Raw genomic sequence first — 19254 nt, 5'->3', positions numbered from 1 at the left:
TTCCCCTTCCGCGGGAGGTTCAGGCACCCCTGGCCTGTCCCGCCGCCTCCAGCGCCGCCTCGAGCTGGTCGCCGTGCCGCTCCAGCAGGATCCGGGCGCCGCCGGCGTCGAGGCCGTGCTCGATCATCAGCACCGCGACCTTCACGTGCCATCCGGCGGCCTCCAGCGCGGAGCGGGCGGCGGAGAGGGCCGCCCCGGTGATGTCGCTGACCATCCTGGCGGCCCGGTCGGCCAGCTTGGAGTTCATCGCCGACACCTCGATCATGGTGTTGCCGTAGGTACGGCCCAGCTTGACCATCGCGATCGTGGAGATCATGTTGAGGACCAGCTTCTGCGCGGTCCCCGCCTTGAGCCTGGTGGAGCCGGTCACCACCTCCGGACCGACGATCACCTCGATGGGGTGCAGCGCGGCCGCCGACAGCGGGGTCGCGGCGTTGCACGACAGTCCCACGGTCAGGGCGCCACGGCGGCTCGCCTCGGCGAGCGCGCCGAGCACGAACGGCGCGCGACCGCTGGCGGAGACGCCCACCACCGCGTCGAGCGCGCCCACCCCCCGTTCCCGGAGGGCCGCCGCTCCCCCGGCGTGGTCGTCCTCCGCGCCCTCGACCGAACGGGTCAGCGCGGGAGTGCCCCCCGCGATGACGCCCTGGACGAGCTCGGGATCGGTACCGAAGGTCGGCGGGCATTCGGAGGCGTCCAGCACTGCCAGCCGGCCCGACGTCCCCGCGCCCACGTAGAACAGGCGGCCCCCGGACTTCATCCGGGCCACGACCGCGTCCACCGCGGCCGAGATCTCCGGGATCGCCTCGCCCACCGCCGCGGGCACCGCGGTGTCCGCCGCGTTCATCAGCCGGGCCACCTGGTCGGTGGGAAGCCGGTCGATCCGGCTGTAGCGCGGATCGCTCTGCTCGGTGGAGAGCGTGGACAGTGTGGCTAGTTGATCACTCATGACGTCCCATGTCGTTAGTTTTCCTGATCTCACTACCGCTGAGTAGATGATCTTCTGACAGTGAGGCCGTTACCGGCACATACCCGGTTGGAGCCCGCCCATCGGCCCGTCCCGGCGGGCACGGGCCGTCACGGCAGGCCACGGCGGTAGAGCCAGAAGACCCGCTCGGCGTGCGCGCCGACCGCCCTGGCGTAGAAGCGCAGCGGCCCCACCCAGCCGATCTGGGTGCTCGACATGCCGGCGGCCCGCTGCTCGGCGAGGCAGCGGCGTACGAGCACCCGGCCGACTCCCAGGCCCCGCGCGGCCGGCGCGGTGCCCATCGGGCCGAACCAGGAGGGCCTCGAACCCCAGGCGGCGAAACCGAGGATCTCGCCCTCCCTGACGGCGTAGTGGCAGCCGGTGGCCTGCTCCGCCTCCCACGCCCACCTGGCGTTCCACTGCTCCTCGACGAAGGCCGACACGGCGGCGCGCTCTCCGGGGGCGGCGGCGCGCACGGTGACCCCCAAGGCCGCCAGCCGCGCGAGGCCGGCCTCGACGGACAGGTCTCCGGTGAGGTCGGCGATCATGTTCCAGGCGACCCGGTAGCGCTCGTAGCCGAGGCTCTCGGCCAGGCAGGCGGCCTCGGTGTAGCGCACGTCGATGCCGGGCCAGGCGTAGCAGGGCGGGTTGCCGGCGAGGCGGACCTCGGTCGCCCCCCGGTCGCGCAGCCAGTCCTCGGCCGCGGTGACCAGTGCCCGGCCGAGGCCCGCCCCCCGCGCCTCGGGACGTACCGCGAGCAGGTCGATGTGGCCCGCGTGCGGGTCGCGCGCCGACATGGAGGCGAACGCCACACCGTCGAGGCCGCCTGTCACCAGTGCCGTCCAGGACCGGTGCGCGGGCGGTGTGGCGAGCCTGGCGACCAGGCTCGCGGCCTCCCCCGCGTCATGGGCGAGCGCGGCCCCGGCGATCCCCGCGAGCGCCGCCGAGTCGGCGGCGACGGCCTCGCGGATCCCGGACGCCGCGCCCGCGCTCCCCGGCCCCGCCCCGGGACCGTCTCCCAGCGGGTTCACGGGTGGCCGACCGGCATGGCGACGACGTTGCGGGGAGCGGGGTGGAAACAGGCGTGCTCCTGGGGCGTGCCGCCGCCGTGGCCGAGCAGCGGATGCTCCGACTCGCAGCGGCCGGTACGGAACGGGCAGCGCCGGGCGAACAGGCAGCCCGCGTCGAGGCGGCTCTCGTCGAGCGCCCCGGTCGGCGTCACCGGCTCCTCGCCGGGCCGCTCCAGGCCGTGCAGCACGGGGATGGCCGACAGCAGCGACTGGGTGTACGGGTGCACGGGGCCGGAGATGATCGTCTCGACGTGGCCGCGCTCGACGACCTCGCCCCGGTAGATGACGTACAGCTCGCCGTCGTCACCGATGTAGCGCGCGGTCGCCACGTCGTGGGTGATGAACAGCACGCTCACCCCGAGGCGCTCGCGGAGGTCCTTGAGCAGGGCGAGGATGCCCAGCCGCAGCGATACGTCGATCATGGAGACGGCCTCGTCGGCGACGAGCATCTCGGGGTCGACGGTGAGGGCGCGGGCGATGACGACCCGCTGGCGCATGCCGCCGGAGAGCTGGTGGGGATAGCGCGACAGCACGTAGCCGGGGTCGAGGCCGACCAGTCCCAGCAGCTCCTGCGCGCGCCCGTCCACCCACGCCCGCGAGCGGCCGGTCTGCGCGGCCCGCAGCGACAGCGGCGCGTCCAGCGTCTGGTGCACCGTGCGGGTCGGGTTGAGCGCCGAGTACGGGTCCTGGTGGATGAGCTGGATACGGCGGAAGTAGGGCTCGCGCTGCTTCGGGCGCAGCGACGACATGGGCGTGCCGTCGATGGTGATCTCTCCGGAGTCGTGTTTCTCCAGTCCGGCGATGATCCGTCCGAGCGTCGTCTTGCCGCAGCCCGACTCCCCGATGAACGACGCCGCCCCACCCTTCGGAATGGCGAAGTCGACGCCGCGCAGCGCCTTCACCTCGCGTCCGGCGAGGAGGCCGCCCCGCTGTTTGAAGGTCTTCGTGATTCCCCGGCCAGTGATCACGTTTTCTCCCTCGGTCCGTGTGTCCGGGCGACCCGTCCGGCTCCCCGCGGGACCGCGTCCCGGTCCTCGTACGCGGTCGCGGCCCCGGCCCCGGCCCCGTCCGCGCCACGTGCGGCGTTCCCGGCTCCGTTCCCGTTCTCGTTCTCGTTCGCGGTCCCGTTCCCCTTCCCGGTACGCGCGGCGTCCGCGTCCGCGTCCGCGTGGCGGGCGGCGACGGCGTGGCAGGCCACGATCCACTCACCGCGCGAGACGGCGGGCGGCTCCTCGGTCTCGCAGACGTCCATGCGCAGCTCGCAACGCTCCCTGAAGACGCATCCCCGCGACGGAACGGTCCCAAGCGTCGGCGGGCGGCCGGGCAGCGCCCTGGCCTCCCCGATGTCGCCGATCAGGCGCGGGATGGCCCGGATCAGGCCCTGGGTGTAGGGGTGGCGGGGGGCGCCGAGCACCTCGGTGGTCGGCCCCTGCTCCACCACGCGCCCGCCGTACATGACGGCCAGCCGGTCGGCGACCTCGGCCACCACGCCGAGGTCGTGGGTGATGACGAGCGTGGTGAGGCCGCGCTCCTCGTGGACCTCCCTGACGATCCGCAGGATCGTGGCCTGAGTGATCATGTCGAGGGCGGTCGTGGGCTCGTCCAGGATGACGAGGTGGGCGTTGAGCACCAGCGCGAGCATGATGCCGACCCGCTGGCGCATCCCGCCGGACAGCTCGTGCTGGTGGGAGTCGAGCACGCGCGCGCCGTCCATGCCCATCCTGCCGAGCAGGTCCTTCGCGTCCCTGACCAGCCCCCGCAGGTCCTGGACGTCGTGCGAGCGGCCCAGGTCGAGGAGCTGCTTGCCGACCGTCTTGAGCGGGTTGAGGGAGTTCTGGGCGGCCTGGAAGACGTACCCGATGTGTCGTCCCCGCGCCCGGCGCAGATCGTCGCCCCGCAACCCGACGACATCGCCGAGCCCGTCGATCTCCACGCTGCCCGAGCGGATCCTGCCGGGGGGCTGGACCGCGTTGAGCAGCGACAGCGCCAGGGTGGACTTGCCGGAGCCCGACTCGCCGACCACCCCGGTGATCGTCCCGGGCACCAGCTCGAGATCGATTCCCGACACGGCGGGCAGCTCCCCGGCCGAGGTCCGGTAGACGACGGACAGGCCGTTGACCCGCACTCCCGGCGGGCCGTTCCTCCCGGCCTCGCGGAGGCTCGCGGTGCCTGCGGTGCTCTCGATGCCCCCGATGCCCCCGATGCCCTCCGTGCGCCGGGCACCCCAGGCGCCCCAGGCGCGCCGGGGCCGCACGGCGGCGGGCCGCCGCTCGCCCGGTGTCACGGACACCTTCTCCGAATGTGTGAACATCTGTTCAGTCCTCCCGCAGCCGGGGGTTGAAGATCTCGTCCATGGCGTCGACGACGAGGACGATGCCCAGGGTGAGCAGCAGGATCGCCAGCAGCGGCGCCAGCATGTACGGCAGCGCGGTGGTCGTCGTCAGCGCGCCGCCGCCGAACACGGCGAGGTTGAGCATGACGCCCCAGTTGTTGGCGTCGAACGGCAGGACGCCCAGGAAGAACAGGCCCACCTGCGCGTACACCGCGCCGGTCACCGCGATGAGCATGTTCATCGCGATGAAGGGGGCCATGCTGGGCAGCAGTTCCCTGCCGATGATGTGGCGGCCGGACAGGCCGAGCCCCCTGGCCGCCTCGATGAAGCCGCGCTCGCGCAGCGAGAGGGTCTGCGCCCGTACGGCGCGCGCCACGCCGCCCCAGCCGAGGAGGCCGAGCACCAGGCCCATCTCGATCGCGCTGGTGAACTTCCAGACGGTCGACAGGACCAGCAGCAGCGGGAGGGCGGGGATGGTCAGCTTCATGTCGGTGATCCGCATGAGCACGCTGTCCCAGCGCCCGCGCCGGAACCCCGCGAACAGCCCGACGGCGGTGCCGAGGGCGACCGTGATGACGGCGGTGACCAGGGCGGTCATCAGGACGTACCGGGAGCCGGTGACCACCAGGGCGAGCACGTCGGTGCCCTCGAAGTCGGTGCCGAAGGGGTGCGCCAGGCTCGGCGCGGCGTAGAGCGCGTTGTCGTCGCGCGGCAGCCGCGCGGGGTAGAGCAGCGGCCCGAAGATCCCCATGAACGCGAACACGCCCAGGATGGCCACGCCCACGATCCGGCTGGGCTTGCGCCGCAGGACCCGCCAGACGCCGCGCCGGAAGTTGCGCCGCTGCGCCGCGCGGGTGCCGGAGACGCCGGGAACACCCGGGGCGCCCGGGGTACCGGGAGCGCCGGGAGCGCCGCCGGTGGTGATGACCGGCGCCGTCATGCGACCACCTCCGCCACCGGTGTGGCCTGCGGGCCGCCTCCTGCGGCTTCCCTGATTCGCCCGGTCATGATGCCTCCTGTCCGGAACGGACCCGTGGGTCGATGGCGGTGTAGAGCATGTCGGCCACGATGTTGGCGATGACGATCGCCACGGTGATCAGCAAGAAGGCCCCGCCCATCAGCGCGTAGTCGCGGTCGGTGATGCTGTTGAGCAGCAGCAGACCCAGCCCCGGGTAGGTGAAGATCCGCTCGATGAAGATCGCGCCGCCGAACAGCAGGCCCAGCGAGAGCGCCAGGATGGTGAACAGCGGCAGGATGGCGTTGCGCGCCACGTAGCGGAAGATGATCCCGCGCTTCATGCCGCGCAGCTCGGCGGCGAGGATGAAGTCGTCGCCCAGCACGGTGACCACGCTCGACTTCATCGCCAGGATCCAGCCTCCGTACCCGGCCAGCGCGTAGGTCAGGACCGGCAGCGTGGCGTACTGGACCAGCGAGGCGATGTAGGCGGCGTTGAGGCCGGGTTCGAGCGTGACGTCCGCGGTGCCGCTGGAGGGGAAGATCGGCAACAGGGTCGTGAAGACCGCGCTCAGCAGCAGCGCGAGGACGTACTGCGGCAGGCCGTGCAGGAGCGAGCCGGAGACGGCCAGGATGTCCCCCAGCTTGCTCGACCGCTTGATCGCCGCGTAGACGCCCAGGATGATGCCGACCGCGAAGCTGAGCAGGGTGCCGACGAGGACCGGCAGGATCGTCCAGGTGGCCGCCGAGCCGAGCAGGGTGGTCACCTCCGCGCCGGGGACGCTCAGCGACTGGCCGAGGTCGAGGTGGAGCAGGCCCCGCATGTAGTCGAGGTACTGCTCCCACATCGTGCCCTTCGGCATGAACCCGTACAGCACCGCGACGGCGCGCTCGGCCTGGTCGGGCGACATGCCCTGCTCGACCAGCTTCTCGTAGCGGGCCCGCATGGGGTCGCCGGGGATGCTCCTGATGATCACGAAGCTGATCGTGGTGACCACCAGGACCATGGCGAGCCCGCGGGTGAGGTGGCCCGCGAGGCGGCGTGCGATGACCGTCATGTCCGGCCCTTCCTCTTGACCATGCCGAGCTGGAGCCAGACCCCGGAGGTGAGGCGCAGCGCGTCGCTGTCATCGCCCGGGAATCCGGTGAAACGGGTGGTGTTGACGACCTGGGTGTTGACGTAGTCCCACAGCTGGATCACCGGGAGGTCCTGGTTGGCGGTCCTGCCGAGGGTCGAGACGATCCGCCGCTGCTCGGCCTCGGGAACGGAGTTCAGCTTCACCGCCAGCTCGCCGGGGTTGACCCTGCCCACGCCTCTGACGTCGATGAGCTCGGCGCCGCCCATCCAGTTGCCCTCCGTGCCGGGGGCGACGTGCTTGAGCCTGCCGCCGAAGAGCTGCCAGCCGTTCTGGGCCCCGTACAGGCGCTGGAAGATGTTGTACGGCGCGGGGCCGAGCGCCACCAGCCAGAAGCCGAGGTCGTACTTCCCCGCCGCCATCTCCTCCAGGTAGAGCGGGTAGTCGGCGGTGGTGACGACCTGCGCGTCGATGCCGGCGTCGTTGAGCTGGCTGGTGACGGCCTTGGCGCCGGCCAGCCAGTCGGAGAAGGACGCGGGCACGTTGATGGTCATCTTCCAGGGGCTGCCGTCGGGCATCGTCCACCTGCCGTCGACCTTCCTCATGCCCGCGGCCCGCAGCTCGCTCGCGGCCCTGGCGGGGTCGTGCCGGTACGGCTCCAGGGCGGCGAGGCCGTCGCCCAGCCACGCCTTCGCGGCCTCCTGGTGCAGGCCCGAGGTGGTGACCGAGGCGGTGCCGCCCTCGGGGGAGGCGACCTTGGTGACCTGCTTGCGGTCGATCAGGTAGGCCAGCGCCCGGCGGACGTGCACGTTGTCGTAGGGCTTCCTGGACTGGTTGAACGCCAATCCCTCGCTGACGGGCGAGTATCCCCTGACGACGGCGTTGCCCGAGGTCTCGGTGATCCGCCGCATCACGCCGGCGGGGACCGCGGTGAACGGCGCGCTGTCCAGCCTGCCTGCGACCAGGTAGTTCCAGACCTGCTCGTTGCCGGTGTAGTTGAGGATGCGCACCTGGTCGGCGGCGACGTTGGCCGCGTTGTAGAAGTTCTTGTTCTTGACCAGCAGCGCCTCGCCCGGGTTGACGCGCTTCAGGACGAACGGCCCCGCGGAGACGTCCTTGGCCGGGGCGAAGGAGATGACCTTGTCCGCGAGGCTGGTGATCCCGGCCCGCGCCGCCTCGGCCCCGGGGGCGGTGCTTTGCGCGAGCTTCAGCTTCTGCCAGAAGTCGGCGGGCAGCACGCCGCGCCAGACGTGCTCGGGGACGATGACGGTCTCCATGACGCTGCGGACGAAGGAGGAGCTCGGGTTCCTCGCCGCCTGGGTGATCTTGATCGTCCTGTCGTCCACGATCGTGATGTCGGAGGCCGTACCGGCCGCGGAGGGGTCGAGGGCGTAGGCGGTGCCGCCCTGGGTGTACGCCAGGCCGATGGAGAACTTCACGTCCTCCGCGGTGATCGGCTCGCCGTCGGACCACTTCCCGCCCGGGCGGAGCCGCAGGGTGATCGAGGACTGGTCGGGGGCGATCCGCCAGCTCTGCGCGACCCCCGGGTAGAACTGGTTCGGGTCGGTCAGGTGGTTCTTGGTCCACCCCAGCCACTCGGCGTTGTAGCCCCGGAAGGCGTTGCCCTTGGGGTTGTACGGGTTGATCGGCGCGTTCGCGTCGATGCCCGGCTTGAGCGCGTCGATCGTGGTGAAGACGCCACCGGCGGAGCTGTCGCCGCCGCTGCCACACGCCGCGGCACCGGCGGCGAGGCAGAGGGAGACCGCTGCCGCTGCTAGTCGCTTCATGAACCGCTCCGTTGGGTGTTCTTCGAGGTCAAGGCACAAATACCGAGGCGTCGGCGTTGTCCGGACAATACGTTCGACCCACCGTTCGCGTCAATTATCTCCACTTTCGTGATACTCCCTGTAACTTTCCTTCACCGACCGGCCGCCCCGGCGCCGCCCCGCGCCGATCGGCGTCGGCCCCGCGCGGGGCGGGCGATCCGGGCCGGACGGCGGGGTGGACGATCTCGGCCGGGCGGGCGCGGGACGGGAGGCGCGGGACGGCGAGACGAGAGACGCGGGACGGGGAGGCGCGGGGCGGGGAGGCGCCCGGCGCGAGACGCCCTTGGCCGGCCGCACGAAGAACCTGGCCGCTCTTCGGGGAATTCGGGAAACCAGACGAATCCGGGTGCCCCGGCCTGTCGTACGGTCGCGGTAACAACGGATCTGCGGAGAGGCGACCACGGTGAACCTGGACGTCATGCTTGAGGACCTGCGAGAGCTCGTCGTGTGCGAGTCGTTCTCCGCCGACCACCGGGCGGTGGCCCGCAGCGCGCGGGTGGTCGGCGACCAGGGGCACCGCAGGCTCGGCGTCAGGGCCGAGACGATCGTGATCGGTGGCGTCACCCACCTGCGGTGGACCTTCGGCACCCCCAGGGTGCTGCTGCTCGGCCACCACGACACCGTCTGGCCGATCGGCTCGCTCCTGGCCCGCCCCTGGTCGGTCGCCGACGGGATCGCCCGGGGCCCCGGGGTGTTCGACATGAAGGCCGGGCTGGTCCAGATGTTCCACGCGCTGGCCGCGCTGCCGTCACCGGAGGGGGTGTGCGTGCTGGTCACCGGGGACGAGGAGGTCGGGTCTCCGACCTCTCGCGCGCTGGTCGAGGAGTCGGCGCGCGCCTGCGCGGCCGCGTTCGTCCTGGAGGCGAGCGCCGAGAACGGCGCACTCAAGATCGCACGCAAGGGCACGTCGATGTACGAGGTCGTGGTGCACGGCAGGGGCGCGCACGCGGGGCTCGACCCCGGCAGGGGCGCGAACGCCGGGGTCGAGCTGGCCCACCAGATCCTCGCCGTCACCGGCGTCGCCGAGCAGGTGAACGACGGCCGGGTGACGCGGGGGCCCCTCGGACCGGCCACCGTCACGCCCACCGTGCTGTCGGCCGGGACCACGGCCAACACCGTGCCCGCGCTGGCCCGCCTGGCGGTGGACGCCCGCGTGCCCACCCTCGCCGCGCAGAGGCGGGTGGACGAGCTGATGCGGGCGCTCTCCCCCCGGATCGCCGGAACCCGGTTGGAGATCACCGGAGGCCCGAACCGTCCTCCCCTGGAGCACGCCTCGTCGGCCGGGCTGTTCGCCCTCGCCCAGCAGGTCGCCGCCGATCTGGGGCTCGCCCCCCTCGCCGGTGCCGGCGTGGGCGGGGCCTCCGACGGCAACTTCACCGCCGGGGCGGGCTGCCCCACCCTCGACGGGCTCGGCGCGGTGGGCGGTGGCGCCCACGCCGACGACGAGCACGTCGTCGTGGCCGAGATGCCCTGCCGCACGGCGCTGCTGGCGGGCCTGATCAGGGCGGTGCTCGCGTGAGCGGCGTGGTGTCACCGGCGAGCCGGGGGAACGCCCGGGTGAACGACCCGGTGCTGCGCGAGCTGCGCTCCATCGAGGAGTTCGAGGACGTCTTCCGCCTGTTCGACGGCATCTGGCACCCCACCCCCGGCGGCGCGCCCGTCACGGTGGAGCTGATGCGGGCGTTGTCGCACGCGGGCAACTACGTGGCCGGAGCGTACGAGGGCGGCAGGCTGGTGGGCGCGTCGGTCGGCTTCCTGGGCGCTCCGGCCGGGCAGGTGCTGCATTCGCACGTCACCGGCACCCTGGCCGGGCGCGGGATCGGGTTCGCGCTGAAGCTGCACCAGCGGGCGTGGGCGCTGGAGCGCGGCCTGGAGCGGATCACCTGGACCTACGATCCGCTGGTGCGGCGCAACGCGCATTTCAACCTGGCCAAGCTGGGAGCCCGCCCGGAGGAGTACCTGCCGTCCTTCTACGGCGCGATGAGCGACGCGATCAACGCCGGGGACGCCTCGGACCGGGCGCTGGCCGTCTGGCGGCTGACCGAGCCGCACGTCCTGGCCGCCGTTCGGGGGGAGCCGCACCGCCCGGTGATCCCGCCGGACGCGGTGAGCGCGCTGATCGAGGGAGACGACGGCGGCCCCGTGCGGGAACCGTCCGAGGCGGCCGGGGCGGGAACGGTGCTGGTCGCCGTGCCCCGGGACGTCGAGGCGCTGCGCCGCGCCGATCCGCGGGCCGCCGGGGCGTGGCGGCTGGCCGTGCGCGAGGTGCTGGGCGGCCTCCTGCGGGACGGCGCCCGCGTGACCGGCTTCCACGACAGGTCCTGCTACGTCGTGGAACGGCCTCCGTGACGTGGCCTCAGGACCGGGCTGCGAACGCGGGACCACCGTGAGAACGCACGCCCGCCCGTGATCGCCCGTACGGCGACGACGTCAAGATCACCCCGAAGCTCGAGGGGAGACGCGGCGCGGGCCGCGGGCCATCATGAGGATCACCGGTATCGAGTGGCGGCGGGTGGCTCTTTCCCCGCCGAGGGAGACCGGGGCCCCGGACCCGCCGGCCCTGCGGTGCGGAACGGGTCGCCGGTCGGCAGCCATGCCCCCTCGTCGTCCAGACCGAGGCCGCCGACGTCGCGGGTCAGCGTTTCGACGGTGGCCCGCACGGCCTCGCGGGTCTCGTCGCGCCGGGAGACGAGGGCCCATGTCCAGTACGGTGCCGGGTCGACCACCGCGCGCCGGTGGAGGTCCGGCGGCACCGGCGCGCTCAGGCCCTTCACCGAGTTGATGACGGGGCGGCGAAGCCGGCGTACGTGGTCGAAGAAGGCCCGGCCGGCGATGCCGCCGTCGTCGACGTGCACGACATGGGCGCCGGTCTCGCGGGCGAACGCCTCGGCGTAGCGGTTCCACGAGTTCCAGGTGGCGGTGTCGGTATCCACCAGCACCACGGTGTCCTTGGCCTGGACGGCGGACGTCTCGGCGCCGGCGGAGACCGCGAGGAGCCGGTCCGCGCCGATCAGCCGGGCCTCGAGGCCGTGGCCGGCCAGGTCGTCGGTCCGCACGCCGCAGATGGCCAGGTCGATGCTGCCGTCGGCGACCCGGCCGGCCTGGATGTGCGAGGGCATGACCCACGCGTCGACGTGCAGTTGCGCGACACCGGACGCGCGGGTGACCAGGTCGGGCGGCAGCCAGCTGACGTAGCCGAGCTGGACCGGCTCGGTGGTGGCCAGGCCGGTCGCGGAACGGCGCAGCTCGTCGGCCTGTTCGAGCACCGCCCGGGCCTGGACGAGCAGGGCCCGGCCGGAGGGGGTCATCGCGACCGAGCGGCGGTCCCGGTCGAACAGGCGCACGCCCAGATCCCGCTCCAGCCCCTTGATCTGCTGGGAGAGCGACGGGCCGGCGATGCGCAACCTGGCCGCGGCGCGGCCGAAGTGCAACTCCTCGGCCACCGCGACGAAGTAGCGCAGCTGGCGCAGCTCCATCCACGCATCATAACCCTGTAGGAGGTTTCACCTAACAGCAGGGAGCGAACCGGTCGTGGCGAGATGGCGCCGGCTGGACCCACGATGGGTTCACGAAAACGGGGAAAGTCGCGATGCCCGCACGTCCGACCGGCGTACCGGCCGCACCGCCGGAGGCCGGTACGCCGCTGCCGCCGGCCGAGCCGCCGCTCGGCGCGCCGCGATCCGGCTTCCGCGAACCCTCTGAGGTGTCCGGGTCCCGCCCTGTTCGAACGAGCCGGTGATGCCAGCGGCCGAAACCTTCCGAAAGAGTGAACTTGAACGCAAACCAGGCGGCCCTGACCACTGAAGAGGATCTGATTCGGCGCCGGTTCGCCGCCGCCGCCGCTCACGAACTCCACACTCCCCTCGCCGGGCTCAGGGCCGAGTTCGAGGAGGCCCGGTTGCATCCCGGCCAGACCGATCTGCCCCGGCTCCTCGACGCGGCGCTTCGCGGCGTCGAGCGGCTCGAAGCGATCACCGCTGACCTTCTGCTGCTCACACGGATCGCGGAGGCGGCACACGGACGGCAGCAGCCGGTCGACCTTTCCGCCGTGGCCCGCGCCCATCTGGCCGAGACGACCGGGGGCCCGGACATCCGGTTGCGGGCCACCTGGGCGCAGGCCCCGGTCGTCGTCGACGCGGTGCCCGCGCTCCTGGACAGGCTGGTGGCCAACCTGCTCGACAACGCCCGCCGACACGCCCGGCACTCGATACAGCTCCAGGTACTCCGGCACGAGACCACGGCCGAGCTCGTCGTCGCCGACGACGGGCCCGGCATCCCCGTCTCGGACCGCGAACGCGTCTTCGAGTGCTTCTCCCGGCTCGACAGCGCCCGCTGCCGGCACCGCGGCGGTACCGGCCTCGGCCTGGCCATCGCTCGCGACATCGCCCACGCTCACAACGGCACCCTGAACGTCGAGGACGCCGACGCGGGAGCGCGCTTCGTGCTCCGCCTCCCCGTCGCCAGGAACGCCGTCGGCCGGCCCTGACCGGCGGGATCGTGGCCGCCCTGGTGGCGGCGACCCTCTTCGGCGCCACGTTCCTCGGCGTCGCCACCCTCACCCTGGCCACCGGCGCCCATCTGCGGGTCCCGCGCGCGATCGCGATCCTCACCACCGGCTACAGCGTCGGGCAGATCCTCGGCCCCGTGATCGTGACCCCGCTTCTGCGTCACGGCTACCATTCGGCGCTGCTCGTCGGCGCCGCCCTCGTCGCGCTGGCCGCCGCCGCGGCCGGCGCGTTGCGCCACCGCTTCCCGCACCACCTCGGCCCGCTGCCCCGCCGCGTCGGCGCCGATCGTTGACGCCCGGCGGACGGCCGACGCCCCCGTCCCCGGCCGCTCGGCGGCCCCGCGGGCCCGCGTGGAGGGCGACGGCGACACGAGACCGGGAGCGGGTTGAAAGTTACACCCCCGCCCGCGGCGGTCCGCAGGTCAGGCCCTCCCGGGCGGGCGGGTGGCTTCCCGCCCCCATCCGGGGCGCCTAGCATCGGCCCCCACCGAGGCGGGAGCGCGAGATGCGAAGGACGGCACGCGGAAGCGGCACGATTCTGACGGTTCTGGCGGCCGCGGTGACCGCGGTCGCGACCATGGGACTCCTCCTGGTGGGCACCGCGGCCCCCGCGCGGGCCGCGGCCACCAGGATCATGGCGCTCGGCGACTCCATCACCGGCTCCCCCGGATGCTGGCGGGCCCTGCTCTGGAACCGCCTCGTGAACGCCGGTCACACCGGGATCGACTTCGTCGGCACCCTGCCGCCGCAGGGCTGCGGCGTCGCGCACGACGGGGACAACGAGGGGCACGGCGGGGCGCTGGTCACCAACGTCGCCGACCAGAACCAGCTCCCCGGCTGGCTCGCGGCGGCCAGGCCCGACATCGTGCTGATGCACTTCGGCACCAACGACGCCTGGAGCAACCGCCCGACCGCCACCATCCTGTCCGCGTACGGCAAGCTGGTGGACCAGATGCGGGCGAGCAACCCCGACACGAAGGTCCTCGTCGCCCAGATCATCCCCATGAACCCGAGCACGTGCGGTGAGTGCGCGCAGCGGGTCTCCGCGCTCAACGCGGCGATCCCCGGCTGGGCGGCGGGCAAGACCACCGCGCGGTCACCGGTGGTCGTGGTCGACCAGTGGACGGGCTTCAGCACCGCGTACGACACCTACGACGGGGTGCACCCCAACGCGTCGGGCGACCAGAAGATCGCCGACCGGTGGTTCCCCGCGCTGGCCGCGCTGCTCGGCTCGGACCCGAACCCCACACCGACGCCGACGCCGACGCCGACCCCCACGCCCGGCACCGGTTGCACGGCGGTCTACCGGACGGCCGGCCAGTGGTCGGGCGGCTTCCAGGGCGAGGTGACCGTCAGGAACGACGGCCCGGTGGCCTTCACCGGCTGGACGGCGAACTGGACCTTCACCGGGCGGCAGATCAGCCAGTCGTGGAACGCGACGGTGACCCAGTCGGGAGCCGTCGTCTCGGCGCGGAACGCCGCCTGGAACGGCTCCCTGGCTCCCGGCGCGACCGCGACCTTCGGCTTCCTCGCCTCGGGGACGGGCTCCCCGGCTCCCGAGGTGTCCTGCACGACCGGCTGACCGGCCGGGCCGCGCCGCGCGGCCCGTGCCCGCCGCTCAGCCCCGCCCCCGGGAGTCCCCGCCGGCCAGGGCGCCGGGAAGTCTCTCCAGCAGGCCCTTGAGATCGTCGGCGTGCTCCTCCTCCTGGGCCAGCAGGTCCTCGAAGACGCGCCGGGTGGTCACGTCGTCGTTGCCCAGCCAGTTGACGATCTCGGTGTAGGAGGCGATCGCGATCCGCTCGGCGACCAGGTCCTCCTTGACCATCTCGATCAGGTCGAGGCTGTCGTCGTACTCGGCGTGCGAGCGCGCGGCCAGCGTCTCGGGGTTGAAGTCCGGCTCGCCGCCGAGCTGGACGATGCGCTGGGCGAGACGGTCGGCGTGCTCCTGCTCCTCGGCGGCGTGCTCCAGGAACTCCGCGGCCACCAATCCGGCGTGGAGGCCCGAGGCGGTGTAGTAGTGCCGCTTGTAGCGGAGCACGCAGACCAGCTCGGTCGCCAGGGCCTCGTTGCACACCTGGATCACCCGGGGCAGATCCGCGCCGTAGGCCGACGTGATGGGACCCTTGTCGATCTCCTGGCGCGCCCGCGCCCGAAGCTCCTTGATATCTGTGAGGAATTCAGCCATGAGCCTGCACTACCCAGAATCGGCCTCTTATCCAGTGTCCTCGGCCACGGTCGGAGGCGTTTTGTTCGTGACGTCGTTCACGGGGTAGCGGGTCCGGCGATATGGGAACAGCGACGAAGGTCCCGCAGACGCGGACCATGAACGGCGAAGAGCTCTCCGCCGACCACGCGTGGACGACCCTGCGCAAATACGGCCGATGGCACCTGGTCCGCGACTCCGTCGCCAGGTTCAGGTACGGCGAGGGCATGACCAACGCCAGGGCTCTGGCCTTCCAGATCTGCCTGTCGATCATCCCCGGCGCCATCGCGCTGGTCGGGCTGAGCTCGGTGATCAACCAGGAGCATCTCGGCGAGGTGCTGGAGCTGGTCCTGAGCCGGCTCGCGCCGGGGGCGGGGGTGGACGCGGTCAAGGACGTGCTCGCCGACAGCCACCGGCAGGCGGGCCGTACCGGGGGCGCCCTCGCGCTCTGGTTCGGCCTCGTCACCGCCCTGTTCTCGCTGACCAGCGCCATGGCCCAGGTGGAGCGGGGGGCGAACCGCATCTACGGCGTCGAGCGGGACCGGCCGTTCCATCGCAAGTACGGCAGGGCCCTGGTGATGGCCCTGACGGCCGGAGCCTTCATGACCGCCGGTTTCGTGGTGATGGTCGGCGGCGGTGCCATCAGCAGGGCCCTGGCTCAGGTCTACGACTGGGACGCCGGGACCACGGAGGCGTTCAACCTGGTGCGCTGGCCGCTCGGTTTCCTCCTCGCGCTGCTGTCGACCTCGGTGCTGTTCCGCGCCGCTCCGCGCAGGAGGCAGCCCGGTCACACCTGGCTGGCGTTCGGCGCCCTGGTCTCGCTCACCCTGTGGACGGTCTTCACCCTCCTGCTGGCCTTCTACACCGAGAGCAGCGGCACCTTCGGCGCCACGTACGGACCGCTCACGGCCGTCATGGCGCTGTTGCTGTGGTCGTTCCTCAGCTCGATCGCCCTCTTCCTGGGGCTGGCGTTCGCCGCGCAGATGGAGGCCGTCCGCGCGGGGCGGGCCGGCCCCGTCCACCCCGACCCGGGCCCCACCGCCGCCGAGGAGCGGGAACCCCTGGTCGGAGCGGCGGGCGCGGCGACCGTCGCGGTCGCCAGGACACTCGTGAAGTCCCTGCGCGGGCGCCGGACCCGAACCGGGCCCCCCGTCCGGCCGGGAAACAGCGAGCGGCGTTGACGCGCTCCCTGATCCGAAGACCGGGGGTTCAGCCCGTGCGGCATGATGCGGCACCTCTGAGGCTTCCTCGCGGCATGGACCGACACCCGACGCCGCCGCGACCCGAGCCACCCCCCCCCAGGCCGCGAAGACAGGCATCGCGCCGTCTTCGTCCTGTAGGTATTCGGGCCGGTACCGGGCGCGCATTTCAGCACAGACCGGAGAGGAACGAGGCGCTTTCCTTAGGTCATCGGCCCGACGGGGGCCGGGATCACCGAATCGAAGGACTGAATGAAAATGCGTCGTCACATCGCCGCCCTCGCCCTCACCATCGCCGGTTTGGCCGGCATGGCGTCCCTGTCCGCTCCCGCCCAGGCGGCCGCGCCGATCACCGTGACCGTGAGCCTCGGCGGCCTGTCGGTCACCGGCACGACCGGATCCGACCTGATCACCCTGGCCGAGGGGACCGGCGCCATCAAGGTGACCGGGACGGGCGTCACCTCCAGCGACAGCGACTGCCAGCCGATCTCCGGCGGGGTCAGCTGCAGGAACGCCGGCACGATCATGGTCAACATGCGCCAGGGCGACGACATCGTCAACAACGACACCGTCAACCGGTTCACCGAGATCTTCGGCTCGGCCGGCAACGACACCCTCTGGGGCGGCAGCGGCCGCGACGTCCTCGTCGGCGGCACCGGCAACGACTTCCTGAACGGCCGTGGCGGCAACGACACGACCGACGGCGGCGCCGACACCGACACCTGCACCGGCGAGACCGAGGAGAACTGCGAGTTCTGAGCGACCGGCCTCGCGGGAGAGGGCCGGTGGCGGGCCGGGCGTCCGATCGGGCGCCCGGCCTTCTCGCGTCCAGCCTCACCGGCGGCGGTCCGGCCGACGTCACAGTGCGTTACGGCCGATTCCAGAGGGGACATGGGACCGTTCATCACGATAGTCAACTCATCAAGTAGAAGTTCGCCGAACCATAGTGAGATATATTCATGTGCGGTGATCTGAGGGGGTGGAAGGGTGTCGGCACAGGAACGCAGGCTCGCGGCCATCGCGGCGGCGTCGGCCGACGCCTTCCGGGGCGGCGACTACCACCAGGTGAGAGCCGAGGACGTCGCGGAGCGGGTGCGGCTGCCGCGGGGCGCCGAGGGCGGCAGGGGCCGCAGCGCCGTCTGGCTGTACAACGAGGTCAGGAGCCGGCGCGTGCTGGTGGCCCTGGCCGCCAAGCACGCCTTCGACGAGTTCACCTCCGGCGACGGCGCGCCGGAGCCGCCGCGCTCACTGCTCGACGCGCAGCGCCTGGTCACGGCGGCGCTGCGCAGGGTGGCGCGCTTCCACCAGGTGGAGCGTTTCATGCTCGCCCAGGTGCGCCTGGGCATCGGCGACATCTCCACCTCGGAGAAGCGCCCGTCGGGCGGCCAGGTCCAGCCGGTGTGGGAGACGACGGAGGTCTACGGCGCCACGGCCGCCGCGGGATGGGAGGGCCGTGTCACCGCGTACGCGCGGTATCTGGCGCCCAGGCTCGAGCTCGCCGCACTGACGGTCGGCGTCCCGCCCGCGGGGTGGGCCACGGCGAGCGCCGAGCGCCTGTCGGAGCTGGCCTTCCGGTCGATGGCCGACGACCCCGAGGGCCCGGCGGACCGGCAGGCGGCCGCGCTGTGCGCGCACTGGCTCGCCCGTGACCTTTTCCCGCTGGCCGGGGAGTGGGCCGAGCGGCTGCACGCCGCCGAACGTACCGCCGAGTTCACCGAGCGGGCGGGCTCCGGCGGCCATGCCAGGGTTCGCGCCCTGGAGGTGGTCCTGCAGGTCCTGCTCGACGGCAGCCCGCTGCTGGCCCGGGCGGCGGAGGTCGGCGGGGAGCTGGCGGACCTGCTGACGGCCGGCCCTCACGACCCGCGGGCCCTGTGCGACGTGACCAGCAGGCAGGGTCTGGCCCTGCTGCGCCTGGGCGACCTGGCGGGCGCGAGGTCCTGCTTCGAGCGGTCGCTGCGGGCGGCGGGCGAGCTCTCCGGCTCCGCGGACGTGACGCCGCTCAGCGCCCGGGCGCGGCACAACCTCGCCGAGGTGCTGGTGGAGGCCGGCCGTCCCGCCGAGGGCCTGCGCGAGCTGCGGAAGGTGAACGAGCAGCGGGCCGAGGACGTCCCCGCCACCGGGGTCGCCCCGGCGTGGCGGCGGTTCACGCTCACCCGGCAGGCGATGGCCAGGGCCGCCTCCCGCGCGGGCCGGGTCGTCACCGGCGTGACCGTGGCCGAGGCGACGCTGGCCGACCGCGAGCAGCGCCTCGGGCCCGACAGCGTCAACACCGCCTCGGCCAGGGTGACCCTCGCCGAGGCGCTGCTCGCGGCGGGCCAGCCCGCGCAGGCGCGCCACCACCTGACCGAGGCTCTCCGGCTGCGGACGCAGCACCTGCCGCCCGAGGGCTACTGGCTCCAGTACGACGCGGTGCGGCTGGCGGAGATCGAGCTGGCCTCGGGATTCCCCGCCCAGGCGGTGCGGCTGCTCACCGGGGTCACCGTCACCACGGAGTGGTTCGCGCGGCAGGTGTCGCCCCGGCTGGGCAACGAGGCGGCGCTGGTCCGCGCCGTGGCGCTCACCGCGTCGGGCGAGCCCGCCCAGGCGCTCGCCGCCCTGCGGGCGCTCCCGCCCGAGCGGCCGGTGCGGCGGGCCCAGGCCACCGCGCAGCTGGCCTTGGGCGACGCGGCCGGTGCGGCGCGGGTGCTCGCGTCCCTCGCGAAGGACGAGCGCGGCATGGACGACGACTTCCCCGGCCAGGCGGAGCGGCTGCTGCTGACCGCCCGTGCCGCGTACGCCCTCGGGCACGAGGACGAGTCGGAGGCCGCGAGCGCGGCGCTCGTCACGATGGGCGAGGACACGCTGGACGCCTCGCACCCGCTGGTCCTGGCCGGGCGGCTGGACCTCGCGCTGCGCAGGATGGGCTCGGGCGAGGTGGAGGAGGTGGCGCCCCTCCTCGCGCCGCTGCTCGACCGCCGCCCGCTGGCCCACGGCCGCCCGCCCCTGGGCGAGGGGCACCCGCTGCTGGCCGCGGCGCGGTCCGTGGCCACGCGGGTGGGCGAGCCGCCGTCGAGCACCCCGGAGGACCGCCTCTGGGAGGACGGCTGACCGCCTCGCCACGGCGGGCCGCTCTCCCCACGA

Annotated in this window: 17 protein-coding genes; 8 read left to right on the top strand and 9 right to left on the bottom strand. The window is 72.9% G+C overall.

The annotated features are described in order from the left end of the window. Window positions 1-19 precede the first annotated feature (19 nt). The 7 genes from murQ to ACTOQ3_RS10965 form a co-directional block, all read right to left on the bottom strand. Entirely contained in the window at window positions 20-949 is a 930-nt protein-coding gene (gene murQ, locus ACTOQ3_RS10995; protein WP_440083245.1) for an N-acetylmuramic acid 6-phosphate etherase, read from the bottom strand. A 128-nt stretch (window positions 950-1077) separates the two neighbouring features. After that, window positions 1078-1998, bottom strand: coding sequence for a GNAT family N-acetyltransferase (locus ACTOQ3_RS10990; RefSeq protein WP_440083244.1), 921 nt, complete (start codon window positions 1996-1998; stop codon window positions 1078-1080). Continuing rightward, window positions 1995-3005, bottom strand: coding sequence for an ABC transporter ATP-binding protein (locus ACTOQ3_RS10985; RefSeq protein ID WP_440083243.1), 1011 nt, complete (start codon window positions 3003-3005; stop codon window positions 1995-1997). Before ACTOQ3_RS10985 ends, ACTOQ3_RS10990 begins: the two co-directional genes overlap by 4 nt. Then, window positions 3002-4348 (bottom strand): ABC transporter ATP-binding protein, encoded by a 1347-nt coding sequence (locus ACTOQ3_RS10980; protein ID WP_440083242.1) that lies wholly within the window; start codon window positions 4346-4348, stop codon window positions 3002-3004. The genes ACTOQ3_RS10985 and ACTOQ3_RS10980 overlap by 4 nt, the downstream gene beginning before the upstream one ends. 4 nt (window positions 4349-4352) lie before the next feature. After that, window positions 4353-5309, bottom strand: a complete 957-nt coding sequence (locus ACTOQ3_RS10975) for an ABC transporter permease (RefSeq protein WP_440083241.1) — start codon at window positions 5307-5309, stop codon at window positions 4353-4355. A gap of 64 nt (window positions 5310-5373) precedes the next feature. Next, a complete protein-coding gene (locus tag ACTOQ3_RS10970; protein ID WP_440083240.1) occupies window positions 5374-6381 on the bottom strand; it encodes an ABC transporter permease in 1008 nt (335 codons plus the stop codon). Continuing rightward, a complete protein-coding gene (locus tag ACTOQ3_RS10965) occupies window positions 6378-8186 on the bottom strand; it encodes an ABC transporter substrate-binding protein (protein ID WP_440083239.1) in 1809 nt (602 codons plus the stop codon). Before ACTOQ3_RS10965 ends, ACTOQ3_RS10970 begins: the two co-directional genes overlap by 4 nt. Window positions 8187-8628: 442 nt before the next feature. On the opposite strand from ACTOQ3_RS10965, the gene ACTOQ3_RS10960 reads away from it, so the two are divergent. Both ACTOQ3_RS10960 and ACTOQ3_RS10955 read left to right on the top strand, forming a co-directional pair. Further along, a complete protein-coding gene (locus ACTOQ3_RS10960; protein ID WP_440083238.1) occupies window positions 8629-9744 on the top strand; it encodes a M20 family metallopeptidase in 1116 nt (371 codons plus the stop codon). Then, window positions 9741-10574: a GNAT family N-acetyltransferase gene (locus ACTOQ3_RS10955; protein ID WP_440083237.1), complete on the top strand. Its 834-nt coding sequence runs from the start codon at window positions 9741-9743 to the stop codon at window positions 10572-10574. Before ACTOQ3_RS10960 ends, ACTOQ3_RS10955 begins: the two co-directional genes overlap by 4 nt. Window positions 10575-10714: 140 nt before the next feature. Here ACTOQ3_RS10955 and ACTOQ3_RS10950 read toward each other — a convergent pair whose 3' ends face one another. Then, window positions 10715-11701 carry a LysR family transcriptional regulator gene (locus ACTOQ3_RS10950; protein WP_440083236.1) on the bottom strand — a complete coding sequence of 329 codons (987 nt, stop codon included), beginning with the start codon at window positions 11699-11701 and terminating at the stop codon, window positions 10715-10717. 296 nt (window positions 11702-11997) lie between these two features. On the opposite strand from ACTOQ3_RS10950, the gene ACTOQ3_RS10945 reads away from it, so the two are divergent. From ACTOQ3_RS10945 to ACTOQ3_RS10935, 3 genes are all read left to right on the top strand, one after another. Continuing rightward, window positions 11998-12711 carry a sensor histidine kinase gene (locus ACTOQ3_RS10945; RefSeq protein ID WP_440083235.1) on the top strand — a complete coding sequence of 238 codons (714 nt, stop codon included), beginning with the start codon at window positions 11998-12000 and terminating at the stop codon, window positions 12709-12711. Between the two features lie 11 nt (window positions 12712-12722). Then, the gene (locus ACTOQ3_RS10940) at window positions 12723-13025 is read left to right on the top strand and encodes a YbfB/YjiJ family MFS transporter (protein WP_440083234.1); all 303 of its coding nucleotides are present in this window, start codon (window positions 12723-12725) and stop codon (window positions 13023-13025) included. A 212-nt stretch (window positions 13026-13237) separates the two neighbouring features. Further along, complete coding sequence (locus ACTOQ3_RS10935) at window positions 13238-14314, top strand: cellulose binding domain-containing protein (RefSeq protein ID WP_440083233.1); 1077 nt, start codon at window positions 13238-13240, stop codon at window positions 14312-14314. Window positions 14315-14350: 36 nt separating this feature from the next. Here ACTOQ3_RS10935 and ACTOQ3_RS10930 read toward each other — a convergent pair whose 3' ends face one another. After that, a complete protein-coding gene (locus ACTOQ3_RS10930; RefSeq protein ID WP_440083232.1) occupies window positions 14351-14917 on the bottom strand; it encodes a ferritin-like domain-containing protein in 567 nt (188 codons plus the stop codon). Between the two features lie 137 nt (window positions 14918-15054). Here ACTOQ3_RS10930 and ACTOQ3_RS10925 point away from each other — a divergent pair, with 137 nt between their 5' ends. The 3 genes from ACTOQ3_RS10925 to ACTOQ3_RS10915 all read left to right on the top strand — a co-directional run bounded on the left by ACTOQ3_RS10925 (window position 15055) and on the right by ACTOQ3_RS10915 (window position 19221). Continuing rightward, on the top strand, window positions 15055-16116 hold the full coding sequence (locus ACTOQ3_RS10925; protein ID WP_440083231.1) for a YihY/virulence factor BrkB family protein: 1062 nt from the start codon (window positions 15055-15057) through the stop codon (window positions 16114-16116). A 276-nt stretch (window positions 16117-16392) separates the two neighbouring features. Next, window positions 16393-16893, top strand: coding sequence for a hypothetical protein (locus ACTOQ3_RS10920; RefSeq protein WP_440083230.1), 501 nt, complete (start codon window positions 16393-16395; stop codon window positions 16891-16893). Between the two features lie 228 nt (window positions 16894-17121). Then, entirely contained in the window at window positions 17122-19221 is a 2100-nt protein-coding gene (locus ACTOQ3_RS10915; protein WP_440083229.1) for a tetratricopeptide repeat protein, read from the top strand. The last annotated feature ends 33 nt before the right edge of the window (window positions 19222-19254 follow it).

The organism is Streptosporangium sp. LJ11, assembly GCF_051918945.1.
In the GTDB taxonomy this organism is placed as follows: domain Bacteria; phylum Actinomycetota; class Actinomycetes; order Streptosporangiales; family Streptosporangiaceae; genus Streptosporangium.
The sequence above is the reverse complement of the archived record's forward strand: the minus strand, read 5'-3'. Positions and strand labels throughout refer to the sequence as shown.